The sequence below is a fragment of the Prevotella sp. Sow4_E9_plate genome (assembly GCF_052116205.1).
In the GTDB taxonomy this organism is placed as follows: Bacteria; Bacteroidota; Bacteroidia; order Bacteroidales; family Bacteroidaceae; genus Prevotella.
In genome coordinates, this window is sequence record NZ_JBQKLN010000009.1 from 1 (window position 1) to 24483 (window position 24483).

A 24483-nucleotide genomic window follows, 5' to 3' on the forward strand; every position below is an offset into this window, starting at 1 on the left:
TTCAGAGCAATCTTGCCAGAATTGGTAATTTCATCATGGAGATGCTGGCAGTTTTTCCAGCTACTTCTCCTGCACATGATCTTCTTCTGCGTCTGTTTGAAGAACAGTATGTCGTAATGGACGGAAAGGCTGTACTTCGAGACAAGAAGGAGGTAAAGGCAGACAGTCTTCAGAATCCTAACGATCCTGATGCAACCTATCGTGCCAAGAACGACCAGAAGGTGCAAGGCTATGTGACCAACATCACAGAGACTGTAGAGGAAGGCAAGCCTAACATCATCACTTCCGTTCAGGTTGAAACTGCAGTATTTGCAGACTGCCATTTCCTTCAGGAGGCTGTGGAAAACAGTGAACGTGTCACGGATTCTACGATTGAAGACCTGTATGCAGATGGTGCCTATCAAAGTCCAGACAATCGAGAGTTTGCAAAGAACCACAATGCCATGCAGCTCAAGACTGGCAAGATGCAAGGTGGATGCAGATGGGAACTGATACCACATGACGAGGATGGTCTGACCGTCAGGGAGATTGCTACTGGCAACACCTATGAGGCCGTCAAAGCCGTCACAAAGCAGGGCTCCAGAAAACGTTGGAGAATCCCATGGAACAACAAAACCGGTTGGCGTTACTTTGAAGACAAAGACATTAAAGCCTATCAGCTAAGGAAGCAGATAGAAAGCCTTCCTTTGGAGGAGCAGCATAAACGGAATAACGTTGAAGCAGCCATGTTCCAATACAGTTTTCATACACGTAATGGCAAGACCCGATACAGGGGCTTGCTCAAACATCGTATGCATGCATATAGCAGATGTATGTGGATGAATCTCCGAAGGATGGTAATATTCCAGATTTCAACATTTCAAAGATCGATATTTGCCCTTTTCGGGCCTATCAGAGAAGCTTTCGGCTCTTTCAAAGCGATTTCTCGACAGATATTCACCAGCGGAGCCAATTGCTATGTTTCACTCAGAATGACCACACTGGTCATGCTGGATTCAAAATATGCCCCTTTTTAAAGTGGGCTCATAACTGAACTTTCGCAAGTTTCTTCCCACACGCGGTGACCGTTGGTTCAGAGCGTGTGGGACTAACTTGCAAAACTTGAGAAAAAATATATTATGAAGTATTGGTTTATATTTTGCAAGAGTGACCTCTTGCTGGAGAAGAGAGAAGACGGAACCTATATGATTCCATGTAGTGAGGAATGTCCGATAGAGACAAAGCCTTGGACCCACATCCTCAACATCACTCCGATGGAGGACGGAACGGAGGTGAAAACCTTCACCATTCCGGAACCCGTCACAGACCATCCGAAGTTCGTGATGTGCGGTCTGCGCCCCAGTTTCTATAAGCTCACACCTGAGCTTTATCAGAAGGCAGGCAAGTGCCAGGAACTGAACTACTGGGACATGAACACCCATTTCTGCGGCGTCTGCGGCGCTCCGATGCAGATGACAACCGACATCAGCAAGAAATGCACCCAGTGCGGCAAGCAGGTCTGGCCATCTCTCGCCACCGCCATCATCGTGCTCATCAAGAAGGGCGATCAGGTTCTTCTCGTTCATGCCCGCAACTTCAAGGGCAACTTCGATTCTCTCGTAGCTGGATTCGTAGAGACGGGCGAAAGCCTGGAAGAAGCCGTGCATCGCGAGGTGATGGAAGAGACGGGACTTACCATCCGGAACGTGAAGTATTTCAGTTCCCAGCCATGGCCTTATCCAAGTGGACTGATGGTGGGCTATACGGCAGAATATGTGGATGGAGAAATCCACCTGCAGAAAGAGGAACTCTCTCGCGGCAAGTGGTTTAGCAAGGACAACCTCCCTATCCTTCCTGAGAAATTATCCATTGCCCGCCGCCTGATTGACGCCTGGCTGGAGGGCAAGATTTAATAGTTGAACGCAACAAGAAACTTTTGTTCTGAACAAGAAACAAGAATGCAACAAGAGATGAAAGAGAAACTTTGGAATGCTAACTATGTGAAGGTGATGACGACCAATTTCTTGCTCTACTTCGCCTTCTATCTTCTCACCCCGTTGCTCCCGCTCTATCTGAGTGAGACCTTCGGGACAACGAAGGATGTAATCGGCATTGTACTGAGCGGATATACTGTGGCAGCCCTCATCGTCCGCCCCTTCAGCGGCTATGTGGTAGACGGGTTCTCTCGTAAGAAAGTATTGATGATCTGCCTGGCATCCTTCGCCATCTTCTTTGCAGGATACATTGCTGCCAGCACCATCCTGATGTTTGCCATCTGCCGAACCCTGCATGGCGGACCGTTTGGCGCCGTAACCGTTGCCAACAGTACCTGCGCCATTGATGTCCTGCCTGCCAGCCGCCGCAACGAAGGCATTGGCCTCTACGGACTGAGCAACAATTTCGCCATGGCAATAGCTCCGTCTGTCGGAATCTATCTCCATAATATGGTGGGCAGTTACATGGTGCTGTTCTGGATTGCCTTCATCGTAGCCATCGCTTCGGTGGTGATTGCCGGAACGGTTCATCTGCCGGAGAAGGAGATTGTGAAGAACAAGGAGAAGCTGTCCCTGGACCGATTCTTCCTGACCCGTGCCTGGCTGCTCGCCATCAACATCTGCATGTTTGGTTTCTGCTGGGGTGTTCTGAGCAACTATCTTGCCATCTACAGCAAGGAAGAACTCGGTATTACGGGCGGAACGGGAACCTATTTTGCCATTCTTTCGATGGGCTTGTTCCTCTCCCGCTTGCAGGGTCGTAAGGCACTGAGCAAAGGCAAGTTAACGCAGAATGCAGCCGAAGGAATGCTGATTTCGCTGGTGGGCTTCATCATCTTCGTCTCCATCAAGCATCCAGTAGCCTATTACCTCTCAGCCGCACTCATCGGTCTGGGCAACGGTCATCTCTATCCTGCCTTCCTGAATATGTTTATCAATGTGGCGCGCCACGACCAGCGAGGCACAGCCAACAGCAGTATTCTTACGGGTTGGGATTTGGGATTCGGAATCGGCTGTCTGCTCGGTGGTGTTGTGGCAGAGCATTTCAGCTACAACGGAACCTTCTGGATGGTAGCCATCGAAAATGCCGCAGCCGTCGTTCTGTTCTTTGCCGCCTCTAAAAGCTTTTTCGAGAAGCGGAGAAGAGTAGAATAGAATTTTCAGAAAAAATGTTCCGTGAGAAAACGGAAAAAGAAACAAAAAAATGAGGGTGTGCCATCAACAAGATGATGACACACCCTCAACTGTTTTCCAATGCTGTATTTCAGCTTAGAATGGAAGATCGTCAGCGCTTCCACCTGCTGCAGGAGCTGCTGGCTGAGCTGGAGGGAATGGAGCAGTAGCACCTGCTGCAGGAGCAGCTGCAGGAGCTGGCTGAGCAGGAGCTGCACCCATAGGAGGGAATGCTGAAGCACCAGGCTGCATTCCACCCATTGCGCCAACAGCGTTAGGATCTACGCGCTGCACGTTCCATGCGCGGATACTGTTGAACCAACGACCCTGATACTCGTGAGCATCAATATCGAAGGAAACCAAAATCTCTTCACCACTCTGAATATTGAACTGAGCCATACGGTCTGCGCCAAAAACATCAAAGCACAACTTCTTAGGATATGCTTCGTGAGTTTCGATAACATAAGACTGAGCCTTCCACTCGCCTCTCTGAGAAACGCCGCTTCTTTCTGGTAAAACGGCAATAACCTTTCCTTGTAATTCCATATTAATATTTTAAAGTTTTTATAGATTCAAACGATTCTGACTGCGAAATTACTAAAAATAGTTCTAAAACTCAAACTTTTATCCAATTATTTTTGTGTATGAACAATATTTTTTGTATTTTTGTGCTCAATTAAGCGATTATGCTAAATTAAATAGGTGAATAAGAAAAATAAAAAATTAATTTAAAATAAATACTCATGAGATTTACAGTTTCAAGTTCTGCATTGAGCAACAAGCTCAACATGCTAGCCAAGGTAATCAGCAGCAAGAATTCCTTGCCTATCCTTGATTGTTTCCTTTTCCAGGTAGCAAATGGTGAAATGACAGTTACTGCCAGCGATAGTGACAATATCATCAAGAGCACCATCGAACTGGCAGACAATGACGGCGAAGGCGAATTCTGCGTACCTAACAGAGTTATCCTCGATGCGCTCAAGGAATTGCCTGAGCAGCCTCTCAACTTTGATGTTGACACGGAGACCTTTGCTATCAAAATCGTTTACCAGAACGGTCTTTACAACTTCACCGGTCAGAATGCGGAAGATTACCCTCGCACACAGAGCATGAACGAGGCTTCTCATTTCATAGCCCTTCCTACAAACGTGCTGATTGACAACATCTCACGTTCTCTCTTCGCTACGGCAAACGATGAATTGCGCCCTGTAATGAACGGTATTTATTTCGACCTCACTGCCGATGCTCTCGCCATCGTTGCCAGCGACGGCCATAAGCTGGTGCGCAACAGAAACTACACCATCAAGAGTGAGACTCCAGCTTCTTTCATCCTTCCTAAGAAGCCAGCTTCCCTGCTCAAGGCTATCCTGACAAGAGACAGCGATGACGTGGAAATCAAGTTTGATGACCGCAGTGCCGAAATCCTTTTCGCTGACGGCGAGATGAGATGCAGACTCATTGACGGTCGCTATCCTAACTACAACTCCGTGATTCCTAACAATCCTAACGAGGTAACCGTAGACCGCAGGGCTCTCATCAGCGCCTTGCGCCGCGTAATGCCTTTCGCCAGCGAGAGCAGCCAGCTGGTTCGTTTCAGCATCGAATCAGGCAGAATGGAGGTTTCTTCTGAGGATATGGACTTCTCTACATCAGCCCGCGAGCAGATGTCATGCGAGTATGTGGGTTCGCCAATCAACATCGGTTTCAAGGGCAGCAGCCTGAACGAAGTGCTCAGCAATATCAATAGCGACAACATCATCCTCCAGCTCGCTGACCCTAGCCGTGCCGGAATCATCGTTCCTGCAGAGCAGACTGAAAACGAGGATGTCCTCATGCTCATCATGCCTATGCTCCTGAATGACTAAGGAGCAGTAGGCTTAACTGAATCGTCAGACAAATATTTTTAATAGAAAAATGAAACTCAACTTAAAGAAGCCTTTAATCGTGTTCGACCTTGAAACAACAGGCCTGGACATGGTGAAGGACAGAATCATTCAGATATCATACATCAAGGTAAGTCCGGACGGAACAGAGACAAGAAAGAACCTCTTTGTCAATCCGGAGAAGGAGATTCCTGCAGAGGTCGTAGCCCTCACAGGCATCAGCAACGAAGACGTCAAGGACGCTCCTACCTTCAAGCAGCTGGCTGCCACACTCGACAAGGAGTTTGCCGGCTGCGACTTTGCCGGCTACAATTCCAACCATTTCGATATTCCGATGCTCGCAGAGGAATTCCTCCGTGCCGGAATCGACTTCGACTTCAGCAAGTGCCGCCTCATCGACGCTCAGACCATCTTCATGAAGATGGAGCGCAGAAACCTGGCTGCTGCCTACAAGTTCTTCTGCGGAAGAAAGATGGAAGAAGATTTCGAGGCTCATAGAGCTGACCAGGATACAGAAGCCACCTACCGCGTGCTGATGGCTGAGCTCGACAAATATGCTCCAGGCGTTCAGGACGAACCGGAGCGCGTGCTCAACAACGACATGGACGAGCTGGCTGCCTTCTCCAAGCAGAACGACAATGTAGACTTTGCTGGCCGCATCGTATGGCAGGAAGTGAAGGATGCTGACGGCAATGTAATGACCGATGAGAAGGGCGAGCCTCTGAAGCATGAGGTCTTCAACTTCGGCAAATACAAAGGCTGGGACGTTGGCGAAATCCTGACCCGCGACCCAGGCTACTTCACATGGGTTCTGGGCAGCGACTTTACCAACAATACCAAGCAGGTACTTACCCGTATTCGCCTCCGTGAATACAATAAGCGTATGGGGAAATAGGAGAATGTTGAAAGGAAAGAAAATAGTACTGGGCATTACGGGCTCCATTGCAGCCTATAAGTCCTGTCTCATCATCCGCGGGCTCATCAAGAAAGGCGCTGAGGTGCAGGTGGTCATCACGCCAGCCGGCAAGGAGTTCATCACTCCCATCACCCTCTCTGCCCTCACCCATAAGCCCGTGGTGAGCGAGTTCTTCTCGCAGCGCGACGGAACATGGAACTCTCATGTTGACCTCGGACTCTGGGCAGACGCCATGCTCATTGCTCCCTGCACCGCCTCTACGATGGGTAAGATGGCTCACGGCATTGCCGACAACATGCTCATCACCACCTACCTCTCCATGAAAGCGCCGGTCTTCATTGCACCAGCCATGGACCTGGACATGTACAAGCATCCATCCACCCAGGCTAACATGAAGACCCTCCTGGGCTATGGAAATCATATCATAGAACCGGAAGTGGGATTCCTTGCCAGCGGACTGGAAGGCAAGGGACGCATGGAAGAACCCGACATCATCGTGGAGTATCTGGAACGATTCTTCAGCGAGCAGGAAGACCTGAAGGGCAAGAACGTGATGATTACTGCCGGACCCACCTATGAGAAGATAGACCCGGTGCGCTTCATCGGCAATTATTCTTCCGGCAAGATGGGATTCGCCCTGGCTGAGGAATGCCTGCGCCGTGGCGCCAACGTAACCCTCATCTCCGGTCCCGTAGCGCTCTCGTGCAGTCCCGGAATCAACCGCATCGATGTGGAGAGCTGCGAAGAGATGTATCAGGCCTCTACCCTGGCTTTCCAGCAGGCAGATGCAGCCATCCTCTGTGCTGCCGTTGCCGACTTCAAGCCGAATGCCGTTGCCGACAGGAAAATCAAGCGTGAGAAGGACGACCTGGAATTGCGCCTCGTGCCTACGCACGATATTGCTGCTGCCCTGGGACAGATGAAGCAGAAGAACCAGCGAATCGTGGCTTTCGCCCTGGAAACCAACGACGAGGAAGCCAACGCACAGAAGAAGAGACAGAAGAAGAATGCCGACTTCATCGTGCTCAACTCCACCCGCAATCCGGGAACCACATTCCGCACGGACGACAATCAGATAACGATTATCTCAGAAAAGGGCAAGAAAGAATATGAGAAGAAACCAAAGACTGAGGTGGCTAAAGACATCATCAACGAATTGGCAAAAATCCTGTAGGTGGATGAAAGCTGTCTGTATGGTATGGATTCTGTTCTGTACCGTACAGACAGTTTCTGCGCAGGAGCTCCAGGCCAAGGTCACGATCAACCACGCCCAGATTTCGGGCACGGACAAGAGCGTCTTCGAAAACCTGCAGCAGACCCTGGAGCAGTTTCTCAACGACCGCCAATGGACCCATCTGCAGTTTGCCAGGAAAGAGCGCATCGTCTGTAATTTCAACATTACGGTAAGCAAGTATGATAAAGATGCAAACATGTTTACATGCAAGGCGCTTATCCAGGCTAACCGACCGGTCTATAATTCGGCCTACACCACCACCATATATAATAATGTGGACCAGAACTTCACGTTCAAGTTTGCCGAGTTCGACCAGCTGGAGTTCAACGAGCAGCAGATAGACAATCAGCTGACGGCTCTCTGCGCCTATTATGCCTATCTCATCATAGGTCTTGACCTCGACACGTTTGCGCCCAAGGGTGGCGAAGATGTGCTTCAAAGATGCATGAACCTTGCCAACAACGCCCAGAACCTCGATTATCCGGGATGGAAGGCATTTGCCGATTCCAAGAACCGCTTTGCCATCATCTCCGATTATCTGGACGGCGCCATGGAACCCTACCGCCAGCTGCAGTATGATTATTACCGCAAGGGGCTGGACGAAATGGCAAGCAACGTGGAACGAGGCCGGGGCGAGATTACTACGGCTCTTACCACCCTTCTCCGGAAGGCGAGGGAAAACCGTCCGCTCAGTCTGCTGCCGCAGATATGGACTGATTACAAGAAGGATGAGCTTGCCAACATCTACAAGGGTCATGGAACCCAGAAGGAGAAGGAAGCCATCTACGAACTTCTCTTCAGCATCAACCCGTCTCAAAGCGCTTTCTGGGACAAGATAAAGGAATAAAGCCCCGGCTTTCTGCCAGGGTTAGAAAAAAGATTTAATGAATTATGCTCAAGCAACTGTATATTAGAAACTTTACGCTTATAGACGAACTGGATATAAGACTACATCCAGGCTTCTCTGTCATCACTGGCGAAACGGGTGCAGGCAAAAGCATCATCCTCGGAGCCATCGGCCTGCTGCTGGGCAACCGTGCCGACAGCAAGGCCATCAAGTCGGGCAAGGACCGTTGCGTGATTGAGGCTCATTTCGACCTCTCCAGATACGACATGAAGGGTTTCTTCGACGACAACGACATCGATTTTGATGCAGAAGACACCATCATCCGCCGTGAACTGACCAGTGCCGGCAAGAGCAGGGCTTTCATCAATGACACTCCGGTTCCCCTGACCAAGATGAGAGAACTGGGCGAACAGCTGGTGGACATTCATTCGCAGCATCAGAACCTGCTGCTGCAGAAGGAAGATTTCCAGCTCAACGTGGTAGACATCCTGGCTAAGGACGCAGCTCAGATCAAGACCTACCAGGCTGCCTATCAGCAATATCGCTCAGCCCAGGCTGAGTTGGAACGGCTGGAACAGGAACTCAACAGAAACCGTGAGAACGAGGAGTTCATGCGATTCCAGTATAAGGAACTCGACGAGGCGCATCTGGAAGCAGGCGAACTTGAGCAACTGGAGCAGGAATCAGCGACCCTGAACCATTCGGAAGAAATCAAATCAGCTCTCTACGAAGCCGACCATTCGCTTTCGGGCGATGAGGGAAGCATCCTGCAGCTGCTGCGCAATGCCAGCAACAGCATCAGCGACATCAGGGAGGTCTACCCCGAAGTGGCTGAACTTTCCGACCGCCTGGATTCCAGCTACATCGAACTGAAGGACATTGCGCAGGAAATCGGCCGAAGCCTGGATCGGATAGATTTCGACCCAGCCCGCCTGGAACAGCTCAATTCCCGACTGGATAAGCTCAACGCATTGCTGCAGAAATTCCATGTAGAGACCGTAGAGGAACTCATCGAAACCCGCGAACGTCTGACTCAGCAGCTTGACCATATCGACAATGGCGATGAGGACATCAGGCTCATGCAGAAGGAAGTAACCGACAAGCAGCTCAAGGCATTGTCGGCAGCCTATGCACTGACGAATCTGCGCAAGAAAGCCGCCAAGGCAATCGAGACGGAGATGAAGAACCGTCTCATCCCGCTCGGTATTCCTAACGTCCGGTTCGAGATAGAATTTGCCGAGAAACCGCTCAGCAGGGACGGTGCTGACAAGGTAAGTTTCCTCTTCAGCGCCAACCGCAGCACCCCTCTCCAGCCTATCAGCCAGGTAGCGTCCGGTGGCGAAATAGCCCGCGTGATGCTCTCGCTCAAGGCGATGATCAGCGGCGCTGTCAAACTGCCAACCATCATCTTCGACGAAATCGATACGGGAGTCAGCGGAAAGATTGCCGAGAAGATGGCAGAAATCATGACCGAGATGGGCAACCTGAACCGTCAGGTCATCTCCATCACCCACCTGCCTCAGATAGCAGCCATGGGCAGCCATCATTATAAGGTGATGAAGGAGGAAACCCAGACCGGAACCATCTCGCAGATGCGGGAACTGACTCCTGAACAGAGGGTGGAAGAAATCGCCCAGATGCTCAGCGGAAGCGACATCAGCCAGGCGGCACTGGCTAATGCCAGGGAGTTGATAAACAAACATGCCAAATAATAGATATGAAAAGAATCAATATAATAATTTTGACTCTGATGCTGGGAGCATCGAGTGTCCTTGCGCAACCTGGCTCTGTACAGAAGGTTGCCAAAAGCGTCTTCACCTTGACTACATTCAATAAGGACGGCGCCATCATATCATCTACACAGGGAGTGTTTATTGATAACAAGGGTACTGCCATCAGTACTTTCAAGCCTTTCGTGGGAGCCACCAAGGCCAGTGTGGTCGATGCCACGGGAAAATCGTATGAAGTTGACGCCATCATGGGAGCTGATGAGCTTTATGATGTTGCCAAATTCAGAATCAAGGCGAATACGGCTGCAGCTACCATCGCTGCAAAGGAGACGGAAGCCGGACAGAAAGTGTGGCTCGTTCCCTACTCTATCAAGAAGTCGCCATTCCAGCAGGAAAGCATCACGAGTGTAGAGAAATTCCTTACATCCTACAACTACTACATCTTCTCTACGGGAGTTCCTGAGAATGCGGTAGGCTGTCCTTTCGTCAACAAGAACGGACAGGTGATAGGACTGATGCACAGCAACGGTCAGACCACAGCGATTGACGCCAACTACGCCAGTCAGCTGAAAGTTTCCGGTCTTTCATCGCTCGATGCCGCCCTGAGAGAGACTTCCATCCGCACAGCCCTGCCTGATACAGAGGAGGAAGCCATGACCATGATGACCCTGAAGAAGGGTCAGCTGAACATGCAGGATTATGACAAGTATGCTGACGAATTCATCGAGAAATTCCCTACATCTGCCTTCGGATATAAGGAAAAGGCGCTCAGCCTGGTGAACGACAGCAAGTATGAAGAGGCTGCCCGAATGATGGAAACCGGCATTAAGAAGTCTGCTGCCAAGGATGAGGCTCATTCGGATTATTCTGACATCATCTATCAGAAGATAATCTATAAGGGCGATTCCGTTTATACAGCCTGGACACTGGACAAGGCGCTTGACGAGGCTCGCCAGGCTTACGCCATCAAGGCTCAGCCGGTCTACAAGCATCAGGAAGCCCGAATCCTCTTCACTAAGGGCGATTATGCAGATGCAGCCAATATCTTCCTCGACCTGACCAAGACTCCTATCAATAGCGGTGAGCTCTATCTGGAGGCTGCGCAGGCAAAGACAAGGCTGAAAGCTCCTGATTCTGAGATTGAAATGCTGCTCGACAGTGCCGTCAGCGTGGGAGCCCGCACCAACATGGCGGGTCCATACTATCTGGCTCGTGGTCAATATCTGGCAGGCAAGGGGCAGTATCGCCGTGCCGTTCAGGACTTCAACATGTACGACAGCATTGCGCGCCCGGTAGATCCAGCCTTCTTCTATGCCCGCTATCAGTGCGAAACCAAGCTGAGAATGTGGCAGCCGGCGCTGTTAGACATTGCCCGAACCTGCTATCTTGCGCCAAAGGAGCCAACCTTCTTTGCCGAGTGGGCAAGTCTGGATTTGCGAGTAAAGCGTTATGATGAGGGAATCAGTGCCGCATCCCGCTGCATTGAGTTAGCCCCTGAATATGCTGACGGTTACCTCCTCCTCGGTCTGCTCTATAAGGAGAAGAACATGAAGGCAGAAGCCATCAAGAATCTGAAAAAGGCAGAAGAGCTGGGCGATAAGCGAGCTGCCGGATATCTGGAAAAGATAAAATAGCAAGCAAGTTTTTACGAAAAGAATAAGAAAATGGGGGAAAAGCTCTGGATTTAGAAATGAGCTTTTCCCCCTTCAACTATATTTATTTCTCGTGTAATTTTCTTATTTTATTTTCCCGTAAACTGTCCCATGAAGAGGATGCTACCGGTCTGTCTGTCAGTAATCGTATAGACGAACGGACAGTCAGCATGGAAAACCACATGGCGCTCTTCTCTTGGCGCCAAGGCTGTAAGCATGATGGCTCCGGTAACGGCAGCAGCCTTGGTTCCCGTTTCGGTCACCTCTATCTTAGCCTTCTGCAGCATCTGGCTCACGAAGAAATCGCCCTTGGCGAAACGGCTGAAATCTGCCTTCGACGGGTTGAAGATAGATGGCGCACCCAGCTGACTGATGATGTCGTTGAGCGGCAATTCTATTTCTGTGGTAAACTTAGGCAATTTCAAGTCTACCTCGCACACCTCCATATTTCCCATCATTGTCCTGAATTTTCCTGCATCCATACCCTTCATCATCTCGTCGATGCTCTTGCCCTCGTTAGGCAGCATGACGGTCATGCAGTAGGTTCCGTTGCCGTAGAGCAGCTGCACCGCCTTGAAGGTTTCATTCTCATAATAGTCGAATTTCTCTTTCTGATGCATCATCTCCACCTTCTGGATATCGCGCGTATAACCACGGAAATACTCCAGCTTCGTGTCATTCTTGTCAAACTCCTTCATCCAGGTGCCCTTGAAGTAAATGGCGTTCAGCAGATAGGAAACTGCACTAGGCTCCATGCGGTCGATGAACTTCGGAATCATTCCCTTTGTCTGCTTCTCGCACCAGGAGTTGATGCGGTCAGCTGACTTCTGTGAATTGAAGTCGAGGCTCTCGATTCCAGCCTGATAATTGTCAGAAACAGCCTTCACGAAATCTTTATCCAACTGATATTTCTTGTTGACAGCCACGTAGTTAGCGATGTTCACGTCGGTCTGTCTGTCCAACTTTCCAGCACTCATGATCAGCGACTTGTAAAGCTCGTTCAGCTCCTTCACGCTCACCCCGTCGCAGCCAATCGCCTTCATGATTTCCTGCTGAGTTTCACCGTCAGCACCGTTTGCCAACATACCCATGAGATAGGAAACGCTCATAGGCGAAACCACCTTCGAGTCCATTCCCGAAACCTTCTGAAAGAGGTTAAAGGCAAACTTGTTGTTCTTCTGCAGAATGTCGAGCTGAGCATCCGAGAGAGTCAGATATTGTTCGTCCATATCCATATCTTTGCTAGGGCGAGCCACCTGGTTCTCGTCCTTGATTTCCTTATTCACGTTTTTGCTTGTAGAGCAAGAGTTGATAGCCATAGCTGCCAGCATCATCAGCACGGCAGACTTCATCATGTTATTCTTTTTCATAATCTCTTCTTTTAAATTTCGTCTGCTAGTAAAATGCAGCAGTCGGGAAATCCTTGCATCTCTCTTCTTTATTTTAACTCTTCTTAATATTTCTCAAAAATAATAGTTTAAAAACCGTAAAAACCTTTGCACATTCCAGAAAATAATACTATCTTTGCATTTTACATAAAGGAAAGAAACAGTTACTAACAATCAAAACAATTTAAATTATGAGCAAATATTTTGCAGAATCAGAATTGATCATCAATGAAGATGGAAGTTGCTTCCACCTCCATTTACGCCCGGAACAGGTGGCGGATAAAGTAATTCTCGTAGGCGACCCAGGTCGCGTAGCTCTCGTAGCATCCCATTTCGAGGAGAAGGAATGCGTGGTTTCAAGCCGCGAATTCCACGCCATCACCGGTACATATAAAGGCAAGAGAATCACCGTGCAGAGCACCGGAATCGGATGCGACAATATCGATATCGTGGTCAACGAGCTGGATGCACTGAAAAACATCGACTTCGCTACCCGCACCGAAAAACCGGAGCACACCACCCTCACCCTCGTACGCATCGGAACCTGTGGAGGCTTGCAGCTCAACTGTCCTGCCGGAACCTTTGTCGCTTCACAGAAGAGCATCGGTTTCGACGGACTCATCAACTTCTATGCCCGCCGCAATGAAATCTGCGACCTCGAGACAGAGGCTGAGTTCAAGCGTCAGGTGAAGTGGAACGACCAGATAGGAAATCCATACTGTGTAGACAACGACCCGGAGCTGCTCAATCAGATTGCCGGCGACGACATGGTTCGCGGAATCACCATCGCCTGCGGCGGTTTCTACGGTCCTCAGGGCAGAGAACTCCGTGCCCCACTCGCCGACCCGGAGCTTAACGCAAAGATTGAGGAATTCGAGTATAAAGGCTTGCGCGTCAACAACTTCGAGATGGAGAGTTCAGCCCTTGCCGGTCTTTCTCTCCTCCTCGGCCACAAGGCATTAACCTGCTGCATGGTCATCGCCAACCGTCGAGCCCTCAGTGCCAACACAGGCTATAAGAGCACCATCGACAATCTCATCAAGGTTGTGCTCGATAGAATCTAGTTCATTGCAGCAATACGCCCTGAACCAACGGTCACCGCCCGAAGGAAAGATAAAGAGCAAAAGCTCTCGAACCCCCGCTAGGCGTCCCGGCAGATTTGAAATCCGCCGTAAAAAAGGTTCGACCTATTAAAACCTTGGGGATTTGTAATCCCCCAACAAAAGGAAAGCATACTCCTTTGCTGCGGATTACAAATCCGCAGAACCTAAATAGGTTAGGATATTTTTAAACGCCGGATTGCAAATCCGGCGGGACGCTAATGCCCTGAAAGGCAAAAACTCATTGCAGCAATACGCCCTGAAGGGGCAGAAGCTCCTAGCCCAGGGCAACGCCCTGGGTTAAAACAGCAAACAACTCTGTCGCCCTGAAAGGGCAAAAGCTTTAAAATTCAAGTTTCGCAAGTGAGGGAATTGATTGAAGTTAAAGAAGTTATCACTCCCTACGGTCGTTCGGGAAGTTAAGGGACAATAGTCTTCTAGCGTAAAACGTAGGACATTTGTCCCTTAACTTCCTTCTAACTTCCCTAACTTCACTTAACTTCCCCATATGCGAAAGTTCAGTTTAAAATAAACAAGAAAGAATGAAGAATCAAGAAGAATGTATCTGCGCCCTGGCAACCCCAGCTGGCGGCGCCATCGGAATCATCCGACTCAGTGGCTCCGACGCCATTACCCTCACCGACAAAATCTTCCAGTCTGCCAACGGCAAATCCCTGGAAGAAGCCAAGCCCTACACTCTGCATTATGGCGAAATCAAGGATAAGGATGGCAACACCATCGATGATGTACTGGTGAGCGTGTTCCGTGCACCCCACAGTTATACAGGCGAGAACTCCACCGAGATTTCCTGTCATGGCAGCCGGTACATTCTTCAGCAGGTCCTCCATCGCTTTACGGAGGTAGGATGTCGCCAGGCAGAACCGGGCGAATACACCCGTCGTGCCTATCTCAACGGCAAGATGGACCTCTCCCAGGCAGAAGCCGTAGCTGATCTCATCGCCTCTACCAACAAGGCAACCCACAAGATGGCGCTCAGCCAACTGAAGGGTCATTTCAGCAACGAACTCTCCCTGCTGCGCGAAAAATTATTAAAGATGACTTCGCTCCTGGAGTTGGAGCTCGACTTCAGCGACCACGAAGAACTGGAGTTTGCCGACCGCCGCGAACTCCAGGCACTAGCCGAAGAAATCAATCACAAGATTACCACCCTCGCCCACTCCTTCGAGACCGGCAACGCCCTGAAGCAGGGAGTAGCCGTAGCCATCGTAGGCAAGACGAATGTGGGCAAGAGCACCCTGCTCAACCGTCTGCTCCACGAGGAGAAGGCAATCGTGAGCGACATTCACGGAACCACCCGAGATGTAATCGAAGACACCACCCTCATCGACGGAATCACCTTCCGCTTCATAGATACGGCAGGAATCCGCAAGACGGATGATGTGGTAGAAAACATCGGAATAGAGCGCACTTTCCAGAAGATGGAAGAGGCGAAGATAGTAATCTGGCTATTAGATAAGCAGCCGTCAGTCTCAGAAATCGAGGAGATGAAGCTGAAGAACCAGGGCAAGAAGCTGCTGGTAGTATTCAATAAGATGGATAAGCTGGAGGATGAAAAGCTTGCATTCGATAAGTTCACTCATTCCTGCGGTTCAGATTCCAGCGAATCAGAATCCCCACTCTTCATCAGTGCCCGCACAGGCGAGAACGTTTCATCCCTGGAGCAGGCATTAGTAAAAGCTGCTGATATTCCTGAGATTACCGAGAACGACGTCATCATAACGAGTGCCCGCCACTACGAAGCCCTCATCCGTGCCCATGATTCCCTCTCCCGAGTATTGGAGTCGATGGAAATGGGAATGAGCGGCGACATCATTGCCGAAGATTTGAAGATGGTATTGGAGGAGCTGGGCGAAATCACTGGCGGACAGATAAGTAGCCAGGAGACATTGAACAATATCTTCAAGCACTTCTGCATCGGAAAGTGAAGGCGTAGAAAAGGGCTTAAAAAGATACTTGAAAAAAGTAGGAAAGTAGGACTAAAAAGCACTGAATATCAGATAATTAAGGAGATAAAAAACCTTATATTTTACCCCGGCTTTCATATGGCTCAGTACTACGTTAAACAACTTGATATTCAGTTGGTTACGTATGGTGCGTGGGAAAGTAACCCCCTGGACAGCTCTAAAACGAACATTTTTATAACTGCTTGCAAGCCACCTATTTAGGTGGCTTTTTTCGTCTTAACACATTCCATTTGTAATTTGTAGAAACCAATATTTTGGTGTATTTTTGGCTCAAATTTCATTCGTGGCCCTCAATTCTGTGATCAAATGGAAAGCCAAAATTCTATTTTTGGACACTAATTGCAAAATCTGCAAACCTTTCCAGTGACCGACATTTCTCATGTTGGACACCATCATGAAAATTGCTGCAAAAACGTGAAAATTGCTGCAAAAGAATTAGGGGGTCTCATAGGGTACTAAATAGCAAGCAAAAATGAGAATTTTAAGAAAATGTGAGGTATGTGGTGAAGAGTTCATTGCTACCAAAATCACAAATAAGTATTGCTCCAAGAGGTGTGCTCGTGTTGTACATCGGAAGAAAGAAGCTGAGAAAAAGAAAAAAGCAAGAGAAAGTAAGAAGGACGATGCTCAGAATTTGCAAAGTCTGGAAATCGCTTCTCGACCTTTCTTGACACCTTCAGATGTCGCATTTCTTCTTGGTGTTAGTGTTACTACTGTGTATCGATGCTTTTACTCTGGAACACTCAAAGCTGTCAGACTACGACGTAAGACATATGTTCGTCGTGAAGATCTTGATAAGTACTTTGAGGAAGCTGGTGCATACAAGAAGAAAAGCTATAAACGCAAAGATGACCAGGAGTATTATACTTTGCGTGAAATCATGGAGAAATATAATATCGGTCGCAAGGCCGTATGGGGACGCTGTGACCGTTTGGGTATTCCAAAAGTCTATGTAGGACGTAACACCTTCTTCAGTAAAAAGGCAGTTGATGCAAAGTTTGCAGACCTTCTTGAAGAAATCGATCTCGACAACTACTATACAATGGATCAGGTGATGGAGATGTATGGTATGACTCGAACTAACGCTATGAGTTTTGTAACCTATCACAAGGTACCAAGGGTAAACAGAAATGGTAAAGCCTATTACTCAAAGATACATATCGATAGTATCAAGCAAAAAGGCAATGAGGTAGATCCGGACTGGTACACTTACGAAGAGATTTCAGAAAAGTATGGCTTAACAAAGGATCAGATTAGCTACACTCTTAAAAATTATGATGTAAGGACAGAGAAGCGAGGTAAGTTCACGATGATCTATAGAACCGACTTCGACAAGATTACTCAACAGCGAATGGGCAACACCAAAAAAGTGGAGAACCTGGATGGAACAGAACGTGTCATCTTCCAAGCAAAGGCACAGGAGAGAGCATGTCCTCCTACTCCAGAAGGATATTACTCTACTGAGGAAGTGGCAGAAATGTTCAAGATTACCATCAAGCATGTCGGTGTGATGACAAGAGAGAACAAAACTCCTAAAATAGCTCTTAAAAATTTCAACTTCTATGAGAAGAATGCCATTGACATCCTATACAATCAGAAGCATAAGTATGCGGATATAAATGACTGGATTACTCCTGAAGAGATGAGAGATACCTACAAGATGACGCATGATGCAGTACGTTCATTCATCCACAGGCATAAGATACCTTCAAAAGTTGAATATGGAGTAACCTACTATTCAAAGCAGCACATCCAGGCGCTGAAGACTGGATATTTCGAAGGAAGAGAACGATACTATTCCGTAGAAGAAGCAATGAAGAAGTATGGAATGACAAAGGATATTGTTCATTATTACGTCAAGCATTACAAAGTCACTAAAGTAAAGAAGGGGCAATTCATGTTCTTTAGAAAAGAAGAATTCGACAGACTCATGGAAAAACGTTTCAAAAATGATGATTTGAAAACAGATTATACTGAATAGTATGATTTACTTTCTCTTTACTGCTGTCAATATAGTATCATTTAAGAATTTTGCAAACGAATTTTATTAATACAAAAATCAGATATATTATGCAAGTATGTAAAACCGTTAAGCTCCGTATGCGTGACAGACGCAACGGAACAAAGTCACTTTTCCTGGACTTCTGGCCAGGATATAGAGACCCGGAGACGATGGAGTTGATACGCCGTCGCTCACTTGGCATGTACATTTATGCCGATCCTGCCAACAAGCAGGAGAAGCTCTACAATGACAAGATTCTCGCCAAGGCAGAAGCTATTCGTTGTAAGGTGTACATTGATGTTCTCGATGAGAAATACGATTTCTTCAACCGTGACAGATTGAAGGAGGACTTTCTCGAATATTTCAGAAATATGGTCAATCGCAACTACGTGAAGTGTGATGCAGCCTATAAGCATTTCGAGAAATTCAGTAAAGGCAAATGTACATTTGAGATGCTTGATGTACTTTACTGTAACAAGTATATGGAATATCTCCTTGATACCAAAGTTTCATCAAGAGGTGGACATGTTATCAAGAAGTCTATTTCCAGAAATACGGCATCAGCCTATTGGAATGTGTTCAAGCAGGTCTTGACAAAGGCATACCGTGAGCGTAGGTTGACAGATGATCTTGCCAGCCTTTTGGAAAACATTTCATGTACCACACCAGTGAAGCAAAGTCTCACCCTGGAGGAAGTTAGAAGAATGTACAACACAGAATGTTCTATTCCGGTGGTTCGAAAGGCAGCTTTGTTCTCTTGTCTGACTGGTCTCCGTATCAGCGACATCCTGAGATTGAAATGGGAAAACATCCGTAGCTATGCTGATGGTGGATATTATCTGGATTTCATTTGCGTGAAGACAAAATGCCAAACCCAGGTTCCAATTGGTGATGATGCATATGCTCTAATCCATCCCAAAACCAACAGAACATATATCTTCCAAGGTTTCAAACGTACTATGACGTATGGTGTGATGCAGAACTGGCTAAAAGAGTGCGGTATCGAAAAGCATATCACCTTCCATTGCTTCCGTCATACGTATGCCTCGTTGCAGCTCGAACTTGGTACAGACATCTATACCGTTCAGCATCTGCTCAACCATAAGAATGTCAGCACAACGCAGATCTACGCTTCTCACGCAAATCCAAAAACACGTGAGGCAGCAGGCAGAATTACGTTAACGAACGTGAAAGACGATGCGAAGCCAACAGAAAGCAAGATGTGCCCAAAAGCAAATAAGAGAAAATAAGATTATAATACGGCAAATAAGAGAAAATAAAATATCGTTTAAAGCATTGAAACACAGAATAATAAATAGTGTTTAAGAGAAGCATTTTGTTGATACGAAATAGTAGAAAATAGCAAGATTCTCTATATCTTTGCAGTCACAAAAACTCCAAAAAGTAACAATTGCAATGATTAAAAAGTTAAAAGAGAACTTCTTGATTCTCCTCATTTCAAATATGCTCACCATCATTATGGTAGTAGTCGCTCCAAGAATACATGGAGCGATTGCTAACCTGATGGTGACGGTTCCGGACTCTGATTTCGGTTTCTCTTTGCCGATGATATTCTACTATATATCATTTGCTATCATCGTCTGCGCCTTCATTTGCTTACGTAAGCCGCAAGCGGTGAGAGACATCGTGATAAACAATACTGTTTCTTCAAGCGAATCATCCATATCGGATGTAGAGAAAGCGGAAGAAATGCGTGAACGCTATCGCAACAGGCAGTATAGTCTTGAAAGTTCTAAATATGATGCGGTCAAAGACTACACTTACTCAATTCTTTCTCCATATATGACAGATGAGTACTTGGAGATACTGTGTCAGAACATCAAACTGTACGACATCCCTGAATCATGTATTGTTCCTGTGAAAACAAATGGAACCTTGAATACTCTCGACATCAGGCATTACTCCTGGAATATTGGAGAACGCCTTGGCTGGAGCGGTCAGAAACGAGCAACCTTCATCAAGCTGTGTTTCCCTACCGAACTCCAGGATGTTGAAGTGGAAAGCATGAGACGTACATTGAGACAGAAGGGCAAATGCGTAATAGAGATAGATGTACCCGATTACAATGATTATCAATTTCATCATCAGAAATAAAGAAAGTTTTCAATATGCAGAACGAAGAAAGACAAATAACATTTAATGACATACCAGAAGTATTGTCAGAGATTCTAAAAAGATTCGATCTTCTTGACCAGTCTATGGAACTGATTCGAGAAGAAGTACGCAGGACTAAAAGACCTTCCGTGTCAGATCATATTCCAATGGATGTGAAGGAAGCTTGTGAATTTCTTAAAATCAAGAAATCCACTATGTACACTTACATACAGAACGGAGAAATCCCTGTCAATCAGAAGGGTAAGAAATACACCTTCTTTAGGGATGACCTTATCAAATGGTTAGAATCTGGCTGCAAGATAGAGGCTCCAATCAGCACCATGGAGATTAATCAGATACTCAGCAAAAGGCCAAGACAAAGAACTTTATAGGACAGATAAGTGCCTAAGATTCAGAAGCCTACATTGGATATTCCCTAATGTGGGCTTTTCTTTTGAGAACAGTCTAAATAATCATACTGATGTTATTTTTTATACTGAATGCAGATAGACTGCACAATTTTAGTGTATCTTTGCACTGAAATGATGACTTACATAGCAAATATACGTCAAGTTAAATACACATTTCCGCCTGCTTCATTAAGCAGGCGTATTTCAAATTTATTCATTAACAAAAAGTAATATGAGTCAGAAGAACAATTCCTCTGTGCTCTCTCTTTTTGTGTTTACAATGCTCAGATCATTGTCCAAAACAAGAGATTGAGCTTTCCAAAGATGAGCTTTGGACACTCTATCGTACTGCTTACGAGCAGTACAAGTCGGAAATCCTTAATGATGGCAAGTTGTATGACAGATATGTCAACGACTTTGTTAGCTATCACCTGCCGGTCTTCTCTTCCGAGGAGCTGATCGTCCGCAACCATTTCAAGCATGTATTCAGCTTGTATGAGTTGCTTACAACCAGAAAAGACCTTGTCACTAAGTACTTCACCAAGTCCTCATTTGAGAAAGGAGACTTTGAGACAATGGTTTATGAGTTCAACCACATTGAAGTTGTGGTTGAAAGCCCTCGTATTCTTGCTTCATTCACTCCAGAACAGATTCGACTCATTACGAAATTCGCCAATGAGTCGAATTTCTTTGTAGATGGTATCGATGATGAAACGATGGACGGATTCTTCAAATGTGCGTTGGAAGAATCTCTGGTTGTAGTCAACATGCGACAGGTACTTCAATTGCTGTATGCTTTGTCTATCGAGAAGATGATTCCCCACAACTGGGTATCACTTATTGCGGACAATCAGCTACTCACCCCTAAGAGTACGGGAAAGGCATCCAAGCGAGGTGCTATCAGCAGCCGACTCAGTGAACTGAAGGCTTCATCTGCAAAGTTCCCAAGTGGGGAGTTTCTGGATTTTGCAAAACAACTGAAAGAAATGCGATGAAGTAAAGTAAGTTAAACAACTGAAAAGAAAAATCTCCTTACATCCCCCCTGACACTTCCGAGTGTCAGGAGTAAGGTCAGTTGTATTAGATTTTATTGGGGTAATTTTGCCCCCGAATCGATTCAGTTTCGGGGGTAGCCCCCTTATTGTCTAACATTAAAAGTAATAAGAAAATGGGAAATAGTAAAATTGACATGAACATACTTGCCAAGAGAGTAGAACTTTTGGAAATGAGAGTAAAGGAACTCACTTCGGTAGAACCTGAGGCACTTAACGAGCGTCTTTCAAAGATTGAGGAAAGATATTTCTCAAACAAAGAAATGCTCACCACCACCGAGGTTGCGGAATATCTTGGCGTTTCTCAGTCTCAGATATACAAGCTCACCATGAACATGGAGATCCCTCACTACAAGCCACAGGGCAAAACCATCTATTTCGACAAGAAGGAACTTTTGAAATGGATGCGCAACAACCATATCACCCCGGCACGAAAGGACAGCGCCAACAAATAGAGAAGCGTTATGAAAGACAGAAAGAAAAACAAGACCAGAGTTTATTCTGATGTCCAACTGACGGCTCTCTTGGAAAAGTCTGAGATAGTGATTGACCCCTCAAAGTGTAGAAATCAAAATGAAAGAAGCAATGGCAAGAGGAAGAAACAGTAAAAGTGAGAAAGAAGAGTCTGCAGCAGGTTCCCTGGAAGTAGGCATGCTGTGCAAGAGCGCTTTCAACGACAGTGAACTGGAAAGCTATCTCAGACAAGGAGAGATAAAAGCTTCAGAAAAACCGCCCGTACCACCCCAGGTGTTATGGGTCGGTGACTGTACCATTGCCACTTTCGGAAATTTCAGCGCATCAACTGGTAAGGCAAAGAGTAAAAAGACGTTCAACATCACGGCGATGGTAGCAGCAGCGTTAACCAATTCCACTGTGCTCAACTACCGGGCAAGTTTTCCTGAAGGAAAGAGACAGATCCTCTATTTCGATACGGAGCAGAGTCGCTATCATTGCCACAATGTTGTTGAGCGAATCTACCGATTGGCAGGACTCAGCCTTAACAAGGAAGACAAGCGCATCAAATTCTATGGACTAAGGGAGTTCACTCCTACTCTACGCATAGCCCTCATAGATTATGCGCTAAGAACATTTGATGGTGTGGGACTTGTCATTATCGATGGTTTGCGAGATCTCATGTACGACATCAACAATGCCAAGGAGTCAACAGACGTAATGACGATGCTGATGGCATGGACGAGCAAGTATGATCTGCATATCCATTGCGTGCTCCACCTTAACAAGAATGACAACAACACTCGTGGCCATATTGGTACTGAGTTGGAGAATAAGGCAGAAACGGTGCTGATTATCAGCAAGAACAAGCAGGATGCCAATATCAGTGAGGTAAGACCCATGCACATGCGAGACAAAGAGTTTTCGAGCTGGGCATTCCACATTGACGATAACTCTCTGCCTGTCCTTGATGTCGGTTATCACGTCACTGTTGTCAAGCCCAAAGACAAGCCGCTCACCTCTCTGCCTGACGATGTTCATACGATGGTACTTCAAAAGATTTTCTCCAAGAGTACCCCACAGAGATACGTCGATTTGGTAAAGGCTCTGGGTGAAGCTTATGCCGAAGAAGGTTACAAACGTGGTGATAATGCCGTGAAGGAGATGCTAAAGATTTTCAATGAACGAAAGTTGATAACAAAAGAGAAAGACGGCTACCATTATCACCCTACTCTGTTTCCGTCCAAGTAAGTTTATAAGTTTAAGTTTAACCGGGTATATATATATTAAACTAATATGTGCCCATAAAATATGTAACAACATGACTATAGAAGAAATCAAATCAGTCAGCATTGTGCAGTTCCTTGAATCACAGGGCTATCATCATGTCTATATATTAAAGGAGAACTATTGGTATCTGTCTCCTTTTAGGACTGAGGCATCGCCTTCATTCAATGTCAGTCCCAAGAAGAATCTATGGAATGACTTTGGAGCTGGCGAAGGTGGCAATCTCATCAATCTGGTTCAGAAAATGAATCCTTCCTGGAACAATCATGAAGTTCTGACCTATCTGGAACAGAAGATAAAAGAACACCATCTACAATATTCAGAGGATTATGAAGCCCAAAGAAAGGAAAATGAGAGAAAGGAAGCCTGGAAACAAGACCAAGCTGACCAGCGAGAGAAGGCAAAAGAAGCCAACACCATCATTGAGCGTATTGTTGGGCTCAGTCATCCTTATCTCAGAGACTACATTTTGCAGAGACGAATAGACTATGACATAGCCAAGGAGTATTGCAAGGAAGTACATTATCGTATCTATGACAAGAGTTACTATGCCATAGCCTTTGAGAATATCGAGGGTGGAATGGAAGCAAGGAACAAATACAGCAAACGAAGCATTGGCAAAAAGTCGATTTCAATCATCAGACCAAACAACGAGCTACACAAAGAATGTTGTATCTTTGAAGGTTTCTTTGATATGCTGACATATGCCAGTATCAAGAAATGGATAACAGACAATGAGATTTGTCTGCCACATGAATGCGACTATCTCGTTCTCAACTCTGTCAGTAACATCAAGGTTCTGCTGCCATACCTGCAGGAATACACTCTGATACATTGTTATCTGGACAACGATGATGCAGGTGCAAAGACTGTAGAGAAGATAAAAGCTGCTTATCAGGATAAGGTAGTAGATGAATCCCATCGATATGTCAATTACAAAGATGTTAATGATGTAATCAATGGTATCATCAAACCACCCAAATAATGTCCCAAATGCCATATCACTGACCAATCAGGAGGTTCTCTTTCGAGAGGGTCTCCTTTTTTGTTTTATATGCCCTCTTGTTATTTTATAGTATGATTATTAAAATATTATCATACTTCTTTTATAATCTGTGTTAAGACTGAAACGGTTTTAGCTCTGTTTTTTCATTTATCGCACAAATATATGTTCCTTTGCACTGTTTTTGGGAAATACGCCGACTCGTCGGATGTAAGTTCCGAGTATGATAATAATAAAAATAACAAATAAAATTCAGATTAAAAATGTCAGGATTCGTAAT

The 24483-nt window shown here is 46.4% G+C and carries 21 protein-coding genes; 19 read left to right on the forward strand and 2 right to left on the reverse strand.

Going from position 1 to position 24483, the window contains the following annotated elements:
* From ACTQ53_RS05150 to ACTQ53_RS05160, 3 genes are all read left to right on the forward strand, one after another.
* The coding region (locus ACTQ53_RS05150) for a transposase (protein WP_441932303.1) at nt 1-1016 on the forward strand (1016 nt) is incomplete at its 5' end.
* A gap of 99 nt (nt 1017-1115) precedes the next feature.
* Complete coding sequence (gene nudC, locus ACTQ53_RS05155) at nt 1116-1892, forward strand: NAD(+) diphosphatase (protein WP_441932377.1); 777 nt, start codon at nt 1116-1118, stop codon at nt 1890-1892.
* A gap of 45 nt (nt 1893-1937) precedes the next feature.
* A complete protein-coding gene (locus ACTQ53_RS05160) occupies nt 1938-3128 on the forward strand; it encodes an MFS transporter (RefSeq protein ID WP_441932304.1) in 1191 nt (396 codons plus the stop codon).
* A gap of 114 nt (nt 3129-3242) precedes the next feature.
* On the opposite strand, the gene ACTQ53_RS05165 is transcribed toward ACTQ53_RS05160, so the two are convergent.
* On the reverse strand, nt 3243-3692 hold the full coding sequence (locus ACTQ53_RS05165; protein ID WP_293630174.1) for a DUF3127 domain-containing protein: 450 nt from the start codon (nt 3690-3692) through the stop codon (nt 3243-3245).
* A 197-nt stretch (nt 3693-3889) separates the two neighbouring features.
* On the opposite strand from ACTQ53_RS05165, the gene dnaN reads away from it, so the two are divergent.
* The 6 genes from dnaN to ACTQ53_RS05195 are packed head-to-tail and all read left to right on the forward strand — an operon-like array spanning nt 3890 to nt 11390.
* Nucleotides 3890-5011 carry a DNA polymerase III subunit beta gene (dnaN, locus tag ACTQ53_RS05170; protein WP_441932305.1) on the forward strand — a complete coding sequence of 374 codons (1122 nt, stop codon included), beginning with the start codon at nt 3890-3892 and terminating at the stop codon, nt 5009-5011.
* A 49-nt stretch (nt 5012-5060) separates the two neighbouring features.
* The gene (locus ACTQ53_RS05175; protein ID WP_294970486.1) at nt 5061-5924 is read left to right on the forward strand and encodes a 3'-5' exonuclease; all 864 of its coding nucleotides are present in this window, start codon (nt 5061-5063) and stop codon (nt 5922-5924) included.
* Nucleotides 5925-5928: 4 nt separating this feature from the next.
* Complete coding sequence (coaBC, locus tag ACTQ53_RS05180) at nt 5929-7119, forward strand: bifunctional phosphopantothenoylcysteine decarboxylase/phosphopantothenate--cysteine ligase CoaBC (protein ID WP_294970484.1); 1191 nt, start codon at nt 5929-5931, stop codon at nt 7117-7119.
* 4 nt (nt 7120-7123) lie between these two features.
* Entirely contained in the window at nt 7124-8026 is a 903-nt protein-coding gene (locus ACTQ53_RS05185; protein ID WP_228117768.1) for a type IX secretion system protein PorD, read from the forward strand.
* A 44-nt stretch (nt 8027-8070) separates the two neighbouring features.
* Entirely contained in the window at nt 8071-9738 is a 1668-nt protein-coding gene (recN, locus tag ACTQ53_RS05190; RefSeq protein ID WP_441932306.1) for a DNA repair protein RecN, read from the forward strand.
* A gap of 5 nt (nt 9739-9743) precedes the next feature.
* Nucleotides 9744-11390 carry a tetratricopeptide repeat protein gene (locus ACTQ53_RS05195; protein ID WP_441932307.1) on the forward strand — a complete coding sequence of 549 codons (1647 nt, stop codon included), beginning with the start codon at nt 9744-9746 and terminating at the stop codon, nt 11388-11390.
* A 107-nt stretch (nt 11391-11497) separates the two neighbouring features.
* Here the strand turns inward: ACTQ53_RS05195 and ACTQ53_RS05200 are convergent, their stop codons facing one another.
* Nucleotides 11498-12778 carry a serpin family protein gene (locus tag ACTQ53_RS05200; RefSeq protein ID WP_441932308.1) on the reverse strand — a complete coding sequence of 427 codons (1281 nt, stop codon included), beginning with the start codon at nt 12776-12778 and terminating at the stop codon, nt 11498-11500.
* A 209-nt stretch (nt 12779-12987) separates the two neighbouring features.
* Between ACTQ53_RS05200 and ACTQ53_RS05205 the strand changes: the two genes are divergently transcribed.
* From ACTQ53_RS05205 to ACTQ53_RS05250, 10 genes are all read left to right on the forward strand, one after another.
* Complete coding sequence (locus ACTQ53_RS05205) at nt 12988-13860, forward strand: nucleoside phosphorylase (RefSeq protein WP_441932310.1); 873 nt, start codon at nt 12988-12990, stop codon at nt 13858-13860.
* Between the two features lie 578 nt (nt 13861-14438).
* Entirely contained in the window at nt 14439-15842 is a 1404-nt protein-coding gene (gene mnmE, locus ACTQ53_RS05210) for a tRNA uridine-5-carboxymethylaminomethyl(34) synthesis GTPase MnmE (protein ID WP_441932311.1), read from the forward strand.
* 511 nt (nt 15843-16353) lie between these two features.
* Complete coding sequence (locus ACTQ53_RS05215) at nt 16354-17862, forward strand: helix-turn-helix domain-containing protein (protein ID WP_441932313.1); 1509 nt, start codon at nt 16354-16356, stop codon at nt 17860-17862.
* Nucleotides 17863-17951: 89 nt separating this feature from the next.
* Nucleotides 17952-19133, forward strand: coding sequence for a site-specific integrase (locus ACTQ53_RS05220; RefSeq protein WP_287597620.1), 1182 nt, complete (start codon nt 17952-17954; stop codon nt 19131-19133).
* A 166-nt stretch (nt 19134-19299) separates the two neighbouring features.
* Nucleotides 19300-19998 carry a hypothetical protein gene (locus ACTQ53_RS05225; protein ID WP_118115492.1) on the forward strand — a complete coding sequence of 233 codons (699 nt, stop codon included), beginning with the start codon at nt 19300-19302 and terminating at the stop codon, nt 19996-19998.
* 14 nt (nt 19999-20012) lie between these two features.
* Nucleotides 20013-20390 carry a helix-turn-helix domain-containing protein gene (locus tag ACTQ53_RS05230; RefSeq protein ID WP_118115494.1) on the forward strand — a complete coding sequence of 126 codons (378 nt, stop codon included), beginning with the start codon at nt 20013-20015 and terminating at the stop codon, nt 20388-20390.
* Between the two features lie 287 nt (nt 20391-20677).
* Nucleotides 20678-21403, forward strand: a complete 726-nt coding sequence (locus tag ACTQ53_RS05235) for a hypothetical protein (protein WP_441932314.1) — start codon at nt 20678-20680, stop codon at nt 21401-21403.
* A 173-nt stretch (nt 21404-21576) separates the two neighbouring features.
* On the forward strand, nt 21577-21915 hold the full coding sequence (locus ACTQ53_RS05240; protein WP_094881200.1) for a helix-turn-helix domain-containing protein: 339 nt from the start codon (nt 21577-21579) through the stop codon (nt 21913-21915).
* A 130-nt stretch (nt 21916-22045) separates the two neighbouring features.
* Complete coding sequence (locus tag ACTQ53_RS05245) at nt 22046-23164, forward strand: AAA family ATPase (protein WP_217745580.1); 1119 nt, start codon at nt 22046-22048, stop codon at nt 23162-23164.
* 70 nt (nt 23165-23234) lie between these two features.
* Entirely contained in the window at nt 23235-24185 is a 951-nt protein-coding gene (locus ACTQ53_RS05250) for a toprim domain-containing protein (protein WP_264904285.1), read from the forward strand.
* The last annotated feature ends 298 nt before the right edge of the window (nt 24186-24483 follow it).